This window comes from Catenuloplanes indicus (assembly GCF_030813715.1).
GTDB classification, from domain to species: Bacteria; Actinomycetota; Actinomycetes; order Mycobacteriales; family Micromonosporaceae; genus Catenuloplanes; species Catenuloplanes indicus.
Map to the genome: position 1 here is coordinate 8,539,010 of NZ_JAUSUZ010000001.1, position 14,692 is coordinate 8,553,701.

12 protein-coding genes are annotated in these 14,692 nt (G+C 75.4%); 10 read left to right on the top strand and 2 right to left on the bottom strand.

The genetic code is table 11. From position 1 onward, the window contains the following. Positions 1-165 precede the first annotated feature (165 nt). From J2S42_RS38380 to J2S42_RS38400, 5 genes are read left to right on the top strand one after another with little or no spacing between them, the layout of a single operon-like run. A complete protein-coding gene (locus J2S42_RS38380; protein ID WP_307247435.1) occupies positions 166-1,452 on the top strand; it encodes a glycosyltransferase in 1,287 nt (428 codons plus the stop codon). After that, positions 1,449-2,582, top strand: coding sequence for an aminotransferase class V-fold PLP-dependent enzyme (locus J2S42_RS38385; protein ID WP_307247438.1), 1,134 nt, complete (start codon positions 1,449-1,451; stop codon positions 2,580-2,582). Before J2S42_RS38380 ends, J2S42_RS38385 begins: the two co-directional genes overlap by 4 nt. Continuing rightward, positions 2,567-3,472, top strand: coding sequence for a glycosyltransferase (locus J2S42_RS38390; RefSeq protein WP_307247440.1), 906 nt, complete (start codon positions 2,567-2,569; stop codon positions 3,470-3,472). Before J2S42_RS38385 ends, J2S42_RS38390 begins: the two co-directional genes overlap by 16 nt. Further along, positions 3,469-5,271 carry an ABC transporter ATP-binding protein gene (locus J2S42_RS38395; protein WP_307247442.1) on the top strand — a complete coding sequence of 601 codons (1,803 nt, stop codon included), beginning with the start codon at positions 3,469-3,471 and terminating at the stop codon, positions 5,269-5,271. The genes J2S42_RS38390 and J2S42_RS38395 overlap by 4 nt, the downstream gene beginning before the upstream one ends. Continuing rightward, the gene (locus J2S42_RS38400; RefSeq protein WP_307247444.1) at positions 5,268-7,028 is read left to right on the top strand and encodes an ATP-binding cassette domain-containing protein; all 1,761 of its coding nucleotides are present in this window, start codon (positions 5,268-5,270) and stop codon (positions 7,026-7,028) included. The genes J2S42_RS38395 and J2S42_RS38400 overlap by 4 nt, the downstream gene beginning before the upstream one ends. Before the next feature lie 4 nt (positions 7,029-7,032). On the opposite strand, the gene J2S42_RS38405 is transcribed toward J2S42_RS38400, so the two are convergent. Further along, positions 7,033-7,551, bottom strand: coding sequence for a winged helix-turn-helix domain-containing protein (locus tag J2S42_RS38405; protein ID WP_307247446.1), 519 nt, complete (start codon positions 7,549-7,551; stop codon positions 7,033-7,035). Between the two features lie 287 nt (positions 7,552-7,838). Here J2S42_RS38405 and J2S42_RS38410 point away from each other — a divergent pair, with 287 nt between their 5' ends. Together J2S42_RS38410 and J2S42_RS38415 are read left to right on the top strand one after the other, a co-directional pair. Next, positions 7,839-8,249, top strand: a complete 411-nt coding sequence (locus tag J2S42_RS38410) for an HPF/RaiA family ribosome-associated protein (protein WP_307247447.1) — start codon at positions 7,839-7,841, stop codon at positions 8,247-8,249. A gap of 130 nt (positions 8,250-8,379) precedes the next feature. After that, positions 8,380-9,708 carry a carboxylesterase family protein gene (locus J2S42_RS38415; RefSeq protein ID WP_307247449.1) on the top strand — a complete coding sequence of 443 codons (1,329 nt, stop codon included), beginning with the start codon at positions 8,380-8,382 and terminating at the stop codon, positions 9,706-9,708. A 46-nt stretch (positions 9,709-9,754) separates the two neighbouring features. On the opposite strand, the gene J2S42_RS38420 is transcribed toward J2S42_RS38415, so the two are convergent. After that, positions 9,755-11,605 carry a tetratricopeptide repeat-containing protein gene (locus J2S42_RS38420; protein WP_307247451.1) on the bottom strand — a complete coding sequence of 617 codons (1,851 nt, stop codon included), beginning with the start codon at positions 11,603-11,605 and terminating at the stop codon, positions 9,755-9,757. A 397-nt stretch (positions 11,606-12,002) separates the two neighbouring features. Between J2S42_RS38420 and J2S42_RS38425 the strand changes: the two genes are divergently transcribed. From J2S42_RS38425 to J2S42_RS38435, 3 genes are all read left to right on the top strand, one after another. Beyond that, positions 12,003-12,638 carry a hypothetical protein gene (locus tag J2S42_RS38425; protein WP_307247453.1) on the top strand — a complete coding sequence of 212 codons (636 nt, stop codon included), beginning with the start codon at positions 12,003-12,005 and terminating at the stop codon, positions 12,636-12,638. Positions 12,639-12,740: 102 nt separating this feature from the next. Next, positions 12,741-13,229: an Ig-like domain-containing protein gene (locus tag J2S42_RS38430; protein ID WP_307247455.1), complete on the top strand. Its 489-nt coding sequence runs from the start codon at positions 12,741-12,743 to the stop codon at positions 13,227-13,229. 140 nt (positions 13,230-13,369) lie between these two features. Then, complete coding sequence (locus J2S42_RS38435; protein ID WP_307247457.1) at positions 13,370-14,644, top strand: sensor domain-containing phosphodiesterase; 1,275 nt, start codon at positions 13,370-13,372, stop codon at positions 14,642-14,644. The last annotated feature ends 48 nt before the right edge of the window (positions 14,645-14,692 follow it).

The following is a 14,692-nucleotide window of genomic DNA, read 5'->3' on the forward strand; positions in this document are numbered from 1 at the left end:
CCTGGGACGCATAGACGCAGGTGGCTCGCGTCGACGTCCCCAAAAAGGTGACCTTTCGGCTTAAGAGAACGGAAAACCTCATAGCGGGCAGGCGTGCTAACGTTCCGGCCACCAGCACTTGGGAACGCTCCCAGTCACCCCAAAGCACCTCATATAGGGATCGCCATGACTTCTGTCATCGTGGCCGCCACGCCCTTCCACGGACACGTCACCCCGCTTCTCACCACCGCCACCGATCTGGCCGCCCGCGGCCACGACGTGCTGTTCCTGACCGGCGCGCGATACGCCGGCCGGGTCCGCGCGGCCGGACTGCGGTTCGCCGCGCTCGACCCGGAGGCCGACTTCGACGACCGGGACATGGACGCCTCGTTCCCCGGCTTCGCGGACGTGCCGCCCGGACCGGGACAGCACGCGTTCTTCTGGCAGCGCGTCTTCGCTGACGCGGCCGGGGCACAGCACCGGCAGCTGACCGCGCTGCTCACCGAGTTCCCCGCGGACGTACTGGTGCACGACACGATCTTTCTCGGCGCGCTGCCGTTCTCGCTCGCCGACCATCCCGGCCGGCCGGTCACCGTCTGCCTGGGCGTGCTGCCACCCATGCTGACCAGCGCGGACGCGCCGCCCTTCGGGCTCGGTGCGCCGTACACCGCGGACCGCGACCGGATCGGCGCGCTCAACACCGAGCTGCGCGAGGCGTACGCGGACATGCAGCGCGACATCGAGAAGACGTTTGCCGGCCTCGGTGTGCCGCTGCCCGGCTTCATCTTCGACTGCGCGGTCACCGCGCCCGACCACTACCTCCAGCTCACCGTCCCGGCGTTCGAGTACCCGCGCGCGGACGCGCCCGCGTCGTTCCGGTGCGCCGGTGCGCTGCCGCCGTCGGCCGGTGGCGCCTACGATCCGCCGGACTGGTGGCCGCAGCTGGGTGCCGGACGGCCGGTGGTCGTGGTCACCCAGGGCACGCTCGCCAACGACGACCTGACCGAACTGATCGTCCCGGCGATGCGCGGACTGGACGGACTGGACGCGCTGGTCGTGGCCGCCACCGCGCGCCCGGACGGCCCGGCCGAGGTGCACCGGCTGCTGCCGGACCGGCCGGGCAACGCCCGGGTGGAGGGCTACATCCCGTTCGACCTGCTGCTGCCGTACGCGGACGTGCTGGTCACCAACGGTGGGTACGGCGGCGTGCACACCGCGCTGCACCACGGCGTACCGCTGGTGGTGGCCGGCGACACCGAGGACAAGGCCGAGGTCGCCGCGCGCGTCGCCTGGTCCGGCGTCGGCGTGGACCTGCGCACCGGCCGGCCCGCACCGGAGCGGGTGCGGGACGCGGTCCGCACCGTGCTGAGCGACGCGGCGTACCGGCAGCACGCGCGGGCCATGCGCGACGAGTTCGCCCGGCACGACCCGCTCCAGGCGCTCGCGGCGGTGGTCGGCGGGGCGGCCCGGTGACCGACGCGCTGCTCGCCGAGCGGCTGCTCGCGCTGATCGCGGCGGAACAGACCAAGGTCGGCTTCCCCGGCTGGTCCGCGCCGCTGCCGGCCGTGCTCACCGCGTTCTTCGCCTACGAGCTGAACAACTACGGCGACCCGGGCACCGACCCGGTGTTCGCCTGGCATACCAAGGACCTGGAGCGCGAGCTGGTCGGCGAGCTGGCCGACGTGTTCGGCGCCGCACCGGACCAGCGCTGGGGCTACGTCACCGCAGGCGGCGGCGAGGGCGTGCTGGCCGGGCTGTGGGAGGCCCGCCGCCGCCACCCCGGCGCCCGTGTCTACCACTCCACGGCCGCGCACGCGAGTGTGGCCCGCGCGGCCGACCTGCTGCGGATGGAGGCGGTCGCGGTACCGGCCGGCGCCCGCGGCGAGATGGACTACCCGGCGCTGGAACGGCTCGTGCGCGGCCGGCCCGCGATCGTGCTGGCCACCGTCGGCACCACGCTGACCGAGGCGGTCGACGACGTGCCGCGGATCCGGGCCGCGCTGCACCGGGCCGGCGCCACCGGCGGCTACGTGCACGCGGACGCGGCGCTGGCCGGGCTGCCGCTCGCGCTGGCCAGCGCGGGGCCGCCACCGTTCGGGCTGGCCGGCGCCGGAGCGGACAGCGTGTCGATCAGCGGGCACAAGTTCCTCGGCGTGCCGTTCCCGTGCGGCGTCTACCTGGCCCGCCGCGGACCCGGCGTCGCCGCGGACACCGGCGACCTGATGTGCGGCGCGCCGGACGCGCTCAGCAGCTCGCGCAGCGGGCACGCCGCACTGATCCTCTGGTACCTGCTGCGCCGGCACGGCCGGGACGGGCTGCGCGAGCTGGCCGACCGCGGCCGGTCCACGGCCGAGTACGCCGAGCGTGCGCTCACGGCCGCCGGCTGGCCGGCCTGGCGCGCGCATCCGCAGGCCCGGACCGTCGTGTTCGCCACGCCGCCGCACCCGGTACCGCTCGACTGGCCGATGCCGTCGGTCGGCGGCCTCAGCCACATCGTGTGCACACCGGGCGTCACCCGTGCCCGGATCGACCTCTTCGTCACAGCGGTCGCCGAGGCCGCGCACGCACAACCCAGGAGCGAACTGGTATGTCAACCGAACTGAGCGCCAGCGTGATCATCCCGACCTACAACCGGGCCGCGCTGCTCGGGTACACGCTGGAGTCGCTGGCCCGGCAGGACCTGCCGGCCGGCCGGTTCGAGGTGATCGTGGCCGACGACGGCTCCACCGACGACACCCCGGCCGTGGTCGACGCGTACCGTGACCGGCTGGACCTGAGCCACCACGTCCAGCCGGACGAGGGCTACCGGGTGTCCGCCGCGCGCAACCTCGGGCTGTCGCACGCCCGCGGCGACGTCAGCGTGTTCCTCGACTCCGGCGTGCTGGCGCATCCGGGCCTGGTCCGCGCGCACGTCGAGCGGCACGGCCGGGGCGGGGGCGAGGTGGCCGTGATCGGGTACGTCTGGGGCTTCAACCTGGACAACGAGGACGCCGCCACGATCATCGGGCTGATCGACCCGTCCGACGCGGCGGCCGCGATCGCCACGCTCGCCGCGGACGGGCGCTGGCCGGACATGCGCGAGGAGTTCTACCGGCGCCACCACGACGACATCGCGGGCCTGCCCGCGCCGTGGACCGTGTTCTGGAGCTGCAACGTCTCGGTCCGTACCGCGCTGGCCCGCGCGGCGGGCGGGTTCGACGAGCACTTCCGCAGCTGGGGCGGCGAGGACGTGGACTTCGGCATCCGGCTGCACCTGGCCGGTGCCCGGTTCGAGATCAGCCGCGAGGCCGCCGCGCTGCACCACCCGCACGAGAAGGTGTTCGCCGACAACCTGGCCACGCTGATCCCGAACTACCTGCACATCGTGGCGAAGTACCCGACGCCGCTGATCCGGCTGCTGCCCGCGGTGCCGACCATCAGCCCGTTCAACCTCAACGACGTCGCCGCGTTCCTCGACCTGCCGCGCTGCGCCGACGTGCTGGCCGGGCGATGACCGCGGCGCTCCGGGTGAGCACCGCGGCGCTGCGGGTCGTGCCGCTCGCCGGTGCCGGGACGGTGGCCGGGCTGACCGCGACCGCGCTCGTCGCCGGCGTGCTCCCGGTGCTGTTCGCGGTGGCCGGCAGCCAGGTCCTCGGCGCCTCGGCCGGGCCGGTGCGAGGCCCGCGGCTGCTGGTCTGGTTCGTGGTCGCGACCGGCGCGCTGCTGCTCCGCGAGGTGCTGGCGCAGCTGCAGACGGCGCTGGCCGAGCTGGCCGCGCGCCGGATCGACGGCGCGGTGACCGCGCGGATGATGAATGCCGCGCTCGCCGGCCCCGGCCTCACGCCGCTGACCCGGCCGGCCACCGTGGACGCGCTCCGGATCGCCGCGCGCGAACTGGAGGAGGGTGTGCGCAGTCCCGGGCAGGCGGGCGCGGCCGCGGTCGTGCTGCTCGCCCGGGTGGTGGAGTGGGCCGGCTACTGCCTCTGCGTCGCGGTCGCGTTCGCCTGGTGGGCCGGCCCCGTGCTGGCCGGTGTGGTCCTGTTGTTCCGGCACGCCCAGCGGTACGGCCTGCGTCGCTACGCCGCGGCCCGGGACGCGCTGGCCGGCCCGGAACGGGAGATCGACTACCTGCGGCGGCTGTCCGTCGCGCCGGACGCCGGCAAGGAGATCCGGGTCTTCGGGCTCGGCGGCTGGCTGCACGAGCGGCTCGGCGCCGCCTACCACGCCTGGCTGACCCCGCTCTGGGCGGCACGCCGGGCCGCCTACCTGGCACCGTTCTACCGGGTCACCGCGGTCGGCGTACCCGCCGTGGCCCTGGTCCTGGCCGCGCTCGGCGCGACCGGCGGGCACCTGCCCGCCACCGCGTTCTTCCTGACGGTGCTCGCCACGCTCGGCGCGGTCCGGCTCGGCGAGTTCTACCCGGAGGTGGACCTGCAGCTCACGGTCGGGATGCGCGCGTACGACGCGGTCGGCCGCTTCGTCCGGCAGGCCGGCGACCCCGCACCGGCCGGGTCCGGCCCGGCGCCCGGCGTGCGGGACGCGATCCGGTTCGACGGCGTGAGCTTCGCCTACCCCGGCCGGGACCGGCCGGTGCTGAACCGGCTCGACCTCACGCTGCCGGCCGGGCGGTGCACCGCGATCGTCGGCGTGAACGGCGCGGGCAAGTCCACGCTGATCAAACTGCTGTCCCGGCTGCACGACCCGGACAGCGGCCGGATCCTGGTCGACGGCATGGACCTGGCCGGCATCGACGTCGCGGCCTGGCGGCGCCGGATCGCGGTCACGTTCCAGGACTTCGCCCGGTACGAGACGTCCGCGGCGGACAACATCGGGCTCGGCGCCGCGGATTTCCTCGACGACCGGGCCGGGATCCGGGCCGCGGCCGAGGCGGCCGGGATCGCCGCCGACCTGGACCGGCTGCCCGCGGGGCTGGACACGCCGCTCGCGCCGCACCTGACCGGCGGGACCGGCCTGTCCGGCGGCCAGTGGCAGCGGATCGCGCTGGCCCGGGCCGTGTTCGCGCTCCGGCACGGCGCCCGTGTGCTGGTCCTCGACGAGCCCACGGCCAGCCTGGACGTCCGCACCGAGGCCCGGTTCTTCGACGAGTTCGCCACGCTGACCCGGGGCGCGACCACCGTGCTGGTGTCGCACCGGTTCGCCACCGTCCGGCACGCCGACCACATCGTGGTCCTGGCCGAGGGCCGGGTCGCCGAACGCGGCACCCACGACGAGCTGATCGCGCGCGGCGGCCACTACGCGCGGATGTACGGCCTGCAGGCCGCCCGCTTCGACGACCGGCAGGTACCCGCATGATCTCCACGGCCGTCCTGCTGCTGCGCAACGCGTGGCGTGCCGACCCGCGCCGCATCCTGACCGCGGCCGGTTTCGCGCTCGGCGGCGCGCTGGCCGGCCCGCTGATCGCGGCCGCGCTCGCCACGATGACCGGCGCGGTGCTCACCGGCCGCCCCGCGGTCGCGGCCGCGGCCGGTGCCGCCGTGGCCGTGCTGGCCGTGGCCGCGCTGACGTGCAGTCACTTCGGCCACGTCTTCTGGTTCGAACTGTCCGAACTGGCCGAGCTCGACTTCGACCGGGACCTGGCCGCGCTCTCCAACGGCTCGGACGGCATCGCGCACCACGAGCGCGCGGAGCTGGCCGACCGGTTCACGCTGTTGCAGCGGGAGAGCCGGCAGTTCCACACCGGGCTGGGCGCGGTGCTCGGCCTCGGCGGGCTGCTGCTGGCCGTGCCGGTCACCGCGGTGCTGCTCGCCCGGGTCAGCCCGCTGCTGCTGTTCCTGCCGCTGGCGGTGCTGCCGCCGCTGGCCGCGGCCCGGCTGGCCGAGCGGGTGCTGGACCGGTCCCGGACCGCGGCGGCCGAGCCGATCCGGGTGGCGCGGCACCTGTTCGGGCTGGTCACCTCCGTGCAGTACGCCGGTGAACTGCGCGTCGCCGGCGCGGGCGGGCACCTGCTGGACCGGCACGCGGCGCTGTGGCGCACCGCCACCGGCCGGCTCACCGCGGGCCAGGTGCGCGCCGCCGGCATCCGCGCGGCCGGTCAGGCACTGTTCGCGCTGGCGTACGGCGCGGCCGTGCTGGTCGCGGTCGACCGGGCCGCCGGCGCCGGGACCGTGGTGCTCGTGGTCGCGCTGGCCGTGCAGGTCAACGCGCAGGTCACCAGCGCGGTGGCGCTGGTGCGGGACCTGCAGCGGATCGACACCGCGTACCGGCACGCGGACGAGGTGCGGGCCGCGGTCGCGGGCACCGGCGGTACCGGCGACGGCGAGGTGCCGGACCGGCTGCGGGCCGGCATCACCCTCGACGGCGTCTCGTTCCGGCGGCCGGGCGCGGACCGGCCGGTGCTCTCCGACGTGCACCTGACGCTGCCGGCCGGTGCCACGGTCGCGGTGATCGGCGAGAACGGGGCCGGCAAGTCGACGCTGATCAAGCTGTTGTGCGGCCTGTACCGGCCGACCACCGGCCGGATCCTGATCGACGGCGTGGACCTGCGGGACATCCCGGCGGCCCGCTGGCGGGAGCGGCTGTCGGCCGGTTTCCAGGACCACGTCCGCTTCGAGTTCCCGGTCCGGGAGGCAGTGGGCGTGGGCGACCTGCCGCGGCTCGGCGACGAGCCGGCGGTACGCGACGCGCTGTCCCGGGCCGGGGCCGAGGCGCTGGTGGACGCGCTCCCGCGTGGCCTGGACTCGCCGCTGGGCACCGCCCACGCCGACGGCACCGGGCTGTCCGGCGGGCAGTGGCAGCGGCTGGCGCTCGGGCGGGCGTTCATGCGGCGTACCCCGCTGCTGCTGGTCCTGGACGAGCCCGCGTCCGCGCTTGACCCGGACGCCGAGCACCGGCTGTTCGACCGGTACGCGGCACAGGCCTCGGCGGTCGCGGCGCGGGCCGGTGCGATCACCGTGTTCGTCTCGCACCGGTTCTCCACCGTGCGCACCGCCGACCTGATCGTGGTGCTGCGCGACGGCCGGGTCGCCGAGGCCGGTGATCACGACAGCCTGCTGGCCGCGGGCGGCGCGTACGCGGCGCTCTACGCCGTGCAGGCCGCCGCGTACCGCTGAGGCCTCAGTGCGAGGCGTAGCGGAAGCCGACGCCGCGCACCGAGAGGATGCGGGCCGAGGTACCCAGCCCGGCCAGCTTGCGACGGACGCGGCGGACCACGGAGTGCAGGTCGGAGCCGCGGCCGAGGTGCTCGTTGCCCCAGACCTCAAGGTGCAGCTGCTTGTACGTCCACACCTGGCCGGGCGAGCCGACCAGACAGTTCAGGAAGTCGTGCTCCAGCGGCGTGAGGCCGACCTCGCGGTCCTGCCAGCGCAGCACGCGCCGGTCCGAGTCGACGCGCAGCGCCGGTGGCTCACCGGCGGTGGGCCGGACCGGGGCGGCCGGCACCGGCGCGGCCGCGGCCAGCGTCGTGATCATGGTCGACTCGGGCGAGCCGACGATGTCCAGGAACCGCCGGGCCTGGTCGACGCTGGAGACGATCAGGAAGGCCTCGGTGTCGCCGAGCAGCCGGGCCAGGCGGCGACGGTCGTCCGGCGTGGCCGCGATTCCGATGGTCAATGATGTGACCGGGATCTCCGACATGCCGCACCTCCGGAATTCCCCGGAAACCGGGAGCAACGCTGTGATGGCGATCAATTGGCATGGACCCTAATCCCGGATTGTCACGTGCCGGTTAAGAAACTCCTGGTCTGGCGCCTGTTGTTGTCGTGTGTCCGACACGCAGCGACGAATTGGAATGCTTCGATTTTCACATGCACAAAATAGCAGCCAATGCGTATTGGATCGCCGCAGAAGGGGTATGTGACCGGTCACCGCGGGGCCGCCACGGCCCGCGGCATGCCGTACCGGAACGTACGTGAGGAGCTGCCATGACTACCGCCGCGAGCCCGGCCACCGTCGCCACCTGTCTGCGGGTCGGCGCCGGATTCTCCCAGGGGGACCGGAACTGGATCGCCGAGCAGTTCGCCACGCTGGACGCGCGCCTCGCCTCGTTCGACGTCGACGCCACCGAGCTGGAGGTGTCGGTCAAGGACCGCGAGGCGAAGGGCCAGAAGGTCACGCTGGAGTGCTGGATCGCCGGCCGCCCGAAGATCGTCACCACCTCGGCCGAGGAGGACCTGCACGCCGCGCTGAACGACGTGCGTGACGACCTGCGCCGCAAGCTCAACGACCAGAAGTCCCGCCAGGAGCCGCGGAACAACCGCCACCTGCGCGAGGGACGGCCGGAGATCGAGGAGCCGGAGCTGATCCCGGCCGAGGGCCTGCCGGCCCGCGACTGACACCCCGCGGTACGGACCAGAGGGCTCCGGCGCACGCTCGCCGGGGCCCTCCGCCGGACGCCGCCCGCCGCATGGCACCGTCTCCCTCGAGACCTCCGACGGCCGGGGGCGACCGAGGAGTTCCGCGACGATGACCACGACCACACCGGGCGCGCACCGATCCGCGGACGACGAACCGTGGACGGCCACGCCGGTGCGCGTCACCGGCGGCCTGCTGCGCGGGCGCCGGGAGCGCGGCCTGACCGTGCTGCGCGGCGTCCGGTACGCGACCGCGGCCCGCTTCGCCGCACCGGAGCCCGAGGCGCCGTGGGACGGCGAGCGGGACGCGCTCGCCGACGTGGGCGTGCCACCGCAGCCCGCGTCCCGGCCCACGTCCCCGCTCGGCGTGATCACGGTCGGCACGCTGACCGAGGACTGCCTGCGGCTCACCGTCGCCACCCCGGCCGCGGACGACCGCCGCCGCCCGGTGCTGGTTTTTCTGCACGGCGGCGGCTACCGCTCCGGCAGCGCCGCCTGGGGCCGGTACGACGTACGCCGGCTGGCCCGCGAGGGCGACACCGTGGTGGTCGGCGTCGGCAGCCGGACCGGCGCGCTCGGCTGGCTGCGCCTGCCCGGCCTCGCACCCGGCAACCTCGGGCTCGCCGACCAGGTGACCGCGCTGCGCTGGATCCGGGACAACATCGCGGGCCTGGGCGGCGACCCGGACCGCATCACGCTGGCCGGCCACTCGTCCGGCGCGCACGCGGTCGTCTGCCTGATCGGCACGCCGGCCGCGCGCGGGCTGTTCCACCGCGCGATCGTGCAGAGCCCGCCGCTCGGCCTCGGGCTGGGCTCACCGGCCGCGTCCGCGCGCGCGTCCGCCGCGTTCCTGCGCCGGCTCGGTACCGACCCGCGCGCCGCGAGCGTCGCGGACATCGTGGCCGCGCAGGAACGCGCCGAACGTGACCTGGCCGTGCGCACGGTCGGCGGGCTGGTGCCGGCGTTCATGCCGGTCGCGGGCGCGGACCCGCTGCCCGCACCGGACGCCTGGCGTGCCGAGGCGCTGGCGAACGCCGAGAACCTCCAGATCATCGCGGGTACGGCGGAACGCGAGCTCGCCTACTTCTTCCGCAACACGCCGCTGGCCACCGTGCCGGGCCTGGAACGGACGTCGACCGCCCGCGTCTTCGCCCGCCCCACGCAGCGGTTCGCCGAGCTGATGGCCGCGGGCGGCGCTCGCGTGCACACGTACCGGATCGGCGCGCCCGGCCCCGCACTACCGCTGCGCGGCGCACACTGCGGCGAGCTGCCGTGGCTGCTCGGCACGGAGCCGGACTGGGCCGGCGCGCCGATCCTGAACGGCCGCTCCTGGCCCGAGATCGACGCGGACGGTGCCCCGATGCGCGCCGCCTGGCTGCGCTTCACCGCCACCGGCGACCCGGGCTGGCCCGCCGGCCCGGCCCACCCGTACCGCTTCTGATCCCGCGGCCGGGCTCAGGGTCCGGGCGGTCGCCGCCCGCCGCCGGTCAGGAGGCCTCGGCGGGTGCGGCGGTGGTGCGCCAGCGGGCCAGGTTCGCGCGTGCGGAGGCGGTGCCCGGGTGCTCGGGACCGAGCACCGCCTCGCAGTCCGCCAGCAGGGCCGCGAACGCGGCCGCCGCACCGGCGGAGTCCCCGGCCAGCCCGCGGGCGTACGCGAGGTTGCTCCGGCACGTCCACGTGTTCGCGTGGTGTGCGCCGAGCACCTGCGCCGACGCCGCGAGCAGCACCTCGTACGCCGCGATCGCGCCGTCCGCGTCACCGGACTCGCCCAGCCAGCGGGCCGCGTTCCCGCGCGCCAGCAGCGCCCGCGGGTGGTCCGCGCCGAGCAGCCGGCCGGTGTCCGCGGCCAGCCGGGCACCGGCCGCGGCCGCGCCCGCCGGGTCGCCGGACGTGCCCCGGCTGTGGCACGCGCGTGCCCGCACCGGGTGCAGCGCCACCGCGTCCCCGGCCGCGCCGAGCAGTGCGTCCACGCCGGCCCGCAGCCGTGCCGCGTAGCCGGGATCGCGCTCCTGGTCCGGCCACGCCTCCAGCGTCGCCTCCGCCGCGGCCGTGGCCGCGTCCGCCAGTTCGGCCGCGGACAGGTCGTCCAGCAGCAGCCGGCGGACCAGCGGATGCAGCGTCACCGTGGTCTCGTCCGCGACGACCAGGCCGAGCCGGTGCAGCGCGGCCAGCCCGGCGCGGACGTCGGCCGCGTCCAGCCCGCCGGCCGCGGCCGCGTGCGTGCCCAGCCAGTCCCGGGCCGTCGCGGTGAGCAGCACCGGCACCGGGATGCCGGCCGGGTCCAGCACCGCGGACAGCGCCAGCAGTGGCGTGGCCAGCCCGGCCGGTTCGGCGCGGTCCGCGGCCTCGACCGCGAGCGCCAGCGACGCCGCGACCGCCCGCTCCGGGTCGCGGTGCACGCCGGTGCCGCGCGCGGCCAGCCGGCGCCGGTACCACGAACAGGGCAGCGTCTCCTCGGCCATGACCGCACCGGCCAGCGCGACCGCGAGCGGCAGCCCGCCGAGGTCCGCCGCGACGCCGTCCGGGTCGTCGGCCAGGTCCGGGCGCCGGGCCAGCCGGGCGTGCAGGAAGTCGCGCGCCTCGGTGCGGGTGAACGCGGGCAGTGACACGTCCCGGCCCTGCACGGCCGCGGCCGGCAGCCGGGTGGTGATCACGGTGCGCCCGCCCGGCGGGGGCAGCAGCCCTTCCAGGTCGGCCACGTCCGTGACGTCGTCCAGCACCACCAGCCAGCGGCGGCCCTCGCCGGCGAGCGCGTCCGGCAGCGGCCGGCCCAGTTCGGCGGCGGCCCGGCCGTACCCGCTGATGATCTGCTCCTGGGAACCGGCCGGGATCCAGAGCAGCAGGTCGATCTCGCGCCCCCGCCACAGCTCCTCGGCAAGGTGCACGGCCGCCTGAGTCTTGCCGGCGCCGCCCGGCCCGGTCAGCACCCAGCGGCCCGGCCGCGCCGCGATGCCGCGCACCGACGCGCGCGGCTGATGGCCGTCGGCCGGGCGGGGCACCGCGCCGATCCGGCACCGGTCCGCGTCACGGACGGCGCCGCGCTGCCGCGGGAACGCCCGTTCGTACAGCTCACGCCAGGCCGTCATGGTCAGCTCCTGCGCCGCTAGCGGCCGTTGCCGGCTGGCTGCGTAGCCGGCGCACCCGTCGATGAACGCCTCGACCGTGGCCCAGCGCATCCCGCCGGAGCCGCCGGTGACCGCGGCGAGCGCTGATCGGCTGACCCGGTGCCCCCGGCGATGCGCGTGATCCTTCAGGCTGTCGGCCTTCGGGAGTCCGGCACTGGTGTGCAGGCGGCGAAGCCGCTGCCGCAACATGTCCACCGGGCGCTCGTCGGGCACCGCTCGTCCTCCTCGCCACGATCGGTTGCCGCACGTCACACAGTTCGCGCGGTCAGGCGAACACGGACGGTAGTCTCGGCTGGATTCCCGCGACGGACAGCGCGTCCGGGGGTCGCCCGATCAGGCGTCGGAGTGATCACTCAGGATCGTGGTCCGGTCGGCGGCGAGGCCGCGCGTGCACCGCGGCCCGCCGCCAGTCGGAGGTCGAACAGCCCCTTCCGGCGGAGTACGCCGCCCCGTGGCGCCCGCTCCGCCGTTTCGACCACTCAGGGCAGGTTAGTCAAATTTGCGACGGGACCGGAACGGGTCGTTGATCCATCCCGGCTGTCCGGACGGCCCAGGCCGCTTTCCACCGTCCGGTTGACCCTGCCCCGAGGACACGGTTTCTACTGGCCCGATGTTGAAGGAATGGCGCCGGGACCGGGCGCTGCGGCGGGTCCGGCCCGGGAGCGGCCGCCCGCTGAAACGGTTCCGCTGGTGGCAGCCGCTGTCCCGGTCGCTGCTGTACCTGACGCTGCCGGATGCCGTCTACGCGGTCGACGTGCGGCACTGGCGGTCCGACGACGACGGCTACGCCAAGGTCTACCTCTACCGGGACGGCCTGCAGCTCGCCGAGTCGCGGGTGCCCGCGATCCTCCCGGTCCCCGGCGGCGTGATCGAGGTGGACGTGTCCGGCTTCGGGCTCCGGCGCTGCCACTACGTCACCGACGCGGGTGCCGAGTTCCAGCTGGTCCCGGACCCGCGCTCGGCCGAGGGCCGCCGGGCGCGATTCGCGCGGCGGCACCCGGTGCTCAGCCGCGGCCTCGGCGCGATCTCGCTGGTCCTGCTGATCGTGTCGCTCGGCCTCACGCTGCCGCAGCTGGCCGAGCCGATCCTGCGCGTGCCGCCGCTGGAGGACCGGTTCGGGACGTACACCTCGCCGATCGACCTACCGGTGTGGCTCAACGTCGCGCTCGGCGTGGCGGTCGTGCTGGCCAGCACCGAACGAGCGCTCCGTCTCCGGTACAGCTGGCTGGACGCGGCCGCGAACTGACGCCGTCCTCAGCTTCGCGCGAGGAAATCCTCAGGTCCACGCGGCAACGGCCGAAGCGGCGGTCCCCGGGTTCGTCGGAAGAACGTCATGAGGAGACCGTCCATGCGCAGAGCCGCATCCGCCGCCATCGCCGCCGTGCTCGCCGGAGGGCTGCTGACCGTGCCGGCCTCCGCCGCCCAGGCACGCAAGGGCGGTGACCGTACGCCGCCCCGGCTGACCGTCACGTCGTACGCGATGGAGAACAGCACGCTCACGGTGTCGGTCAGCGCGTCCGACTCCTCCGGCGTGCGGGGCGTGTCGCTGCTGGTCCGCGGCAAGGTCGTCGCGACCGACACCACCGCGCCGTACCAGCTGACCGCCGACCTGTCCGCCTACAGCGGCGGCGAGGTCCGGTGGAAGGTCCGCGCAGTCGACCGCCGCGGCAACGACCGCACCAGCGAGGACCGCAAGTCCCGGGTCAAGCCGCGCCCGGAGCGCCCGCGGCCGCGCCCGACCCCGTCGGTGTCTCCGTCGGTGTCTCCGTCCGTGTCTCCGTCCGTGTCGCCGGCCCCGACCGAGACGGTCGAGCCGGCCCCGACCGAGACGGACTGACCCCGCCGCACCGGACGGCCGGCACCGCAGCCACGCGCGGCTGCGGTGCCGGTCCTGCCACGGGCGGCCGGGCCGGCCTCGCCTCGGACGGCCGGCTCGCCTTGCCTCAGGCGGATGGACCGGCTGCCGATAGAGCCGGGGTGAGCGCCATATCGGGCACCCCCTCCCTCCCGGTCGCCGGCACCGGCGCCGGCCCGGATCTCGCCGGCCTGCTGCGGGACGGCGGCCTGCACACCGTCTTCCAGCCGTTCATCGATCTGGACTCCGGTGCCGTCACCGCCTACGAGTCGTTGCTGCGCGGCCCCGTGGCGACCCGGTGGGCCTCGCCGATGGCGCTGCTCGACGCCGCGCGGTCCACCGGCCGCCTCGCCGACCTGGAACACGCCTCGCTGCGCGCGTCGCTGGCCGGTGCGGCCGCGTCGTCGGACGGCCAGGCCGTGACGCTGTTCGTCAACCTCGAGCCGCGCACGCTCACCGACCACCTGGACGTCGTCCTGGACGCGCTCGCCGCCCGCGCCGAGCACGTCCAGGTGGTCGTCGAGATCACCGAGCGGGCGCTGGCCGCCGACCTCGCCGGTGTGCTGGCCGGCGCGGAACGGCTGCGCGCCGCCGGATGCGCCGTCGCGCTGGACGACGTCGGCGCGGAACCGGCGTCGCTCGCCTTCATCCCGCTGCTGCGCCCCGAGGTGGTCAAGCTGGACCTGCGCCTGCTGCGCACGGTCAAGGACCCGGCCACGGTGACCGTGGCCGGTGCGGTTCAGGCGTACGCGGAGCAGAGCGGTGCCGAGGTCGTCGCCGAGGGCATCGAGACGCCGGAGGACCTGACCCGCGCGCTGGTGCTCGGCGCCACGCTGGGTCAGGGATGGCTGTGGGGCCGCGGCGACCGCGGCATGTCGCGGACCACGTTCGCGCCGGAGCGGTTCACCGCCCGCTCGATCGGGCCGGCGTTGCGGGCCACCCCGTACGAGCTGATCGGTTACCGGCGGCGGGTCCGGCGCGCGCCCAAGCATCTGCTCATCCCGCTGTCGAAGACGCTGGAGACGACGGCCCGGCAGGCCGCGGTGCCGCCGATCGTGCTGGCCGCGTTCGAGCACGCCCGGTTCTTCCGCCCGTCGACGATGCGTGACTTCACCGGGCTCGCGGCCACGCTGCCGTTCGTCGCCGCGTTCGGTGTGGACATGCCGGCCCGTCCGGCGCCCGGCGTGCGCGGTGTCGCGCTGTCGCCGGCGGACCCGCTGTCCAGCGAGTGGACCGTGGTGGTGCTGGGCGCGCACACCTGCGGCGCCCTGATGGCCCGCGACCTCGGTGACGACGGCCCGGACGGCGACCGCGAGTTCGAGTTCGTGGTCAGCTACGACCGCGCGCTGGTCACCGCGGCAGCGCACTCGCTGGCCGGGCGCCTCACCGCGGACTGAGTGCCGCGCGCTCCGGCGTACCCGGCAGAATGGTGGGCCGGAGTGCGG

Excerpts from the sequence above, each read along its gene's own strand:
- J2S42_RS38405 (WP_307247446.1), bottom strand. The coding sequence starts at position 7,551 with ATGTCGGAGATCCCGGTCACATCATTGACCATCGGAATCGCGGCCACG.
- J2S42_RS38410 (WP_307247447.1), top strand. The coding sequence starts at position 7,839 with ATGACTACCGCCGCGAGCCCGGCCACCGTCGCCACCTGTCTGCGGGTC.
- J2S42_RS38430 (WP_307247455.1), top strand. The coding sequence starts at position 12,741 with ATGCGCAGAGCCGCATCCGCCGCCATCGCCGCCGTGCTCGCCGGAGGG.
- J2S42_RS38390 (WP_307247440.1), top strand. The coding sequence starts at position 2,567 with ATGTCAACCGAACTGAGCGCCAGCGTGATCATCCCGACCTACAACCGG.
- J2S42_RS38400 (WP_307247444.1), top strand. The coding sequence starts at position 5,268 with ATGATCTCCACGGCCGTCCTGCTGCTGCGCAACGCGTGGCGTGCCGAC.
- J2S42_RS38395 (WP_307247442.1), top strand. The coding sequence starts at position 3,469 with ATGACCGCGGCGCTCCGGGTGAGCACCGCGGCGCTGCGGGTCGTGCCG.
- J2S42_RS38380 (WP_307247435.1), top strand. The coding sequence starts at position 166 with ATGACTTCTGTCATCGTGGCCGCCACGCCCTTCCACGGACACGTCACC.
- J2S42_RS38425 (WP_307247453.1), top strand. The coding sequence starts at position 12,003 with ATGTTGAAGGAATGGCGCCGGGACCGGGCGCTGCGGCGGGTCCGGCCC.
- J2S42_RS38415 (WP_307247449.1), top strand. The coding sequence starts at position 8,380 with ATGACCACGACCACACCGGGCGCGCACCGATCCGCGGACGACGAACCG.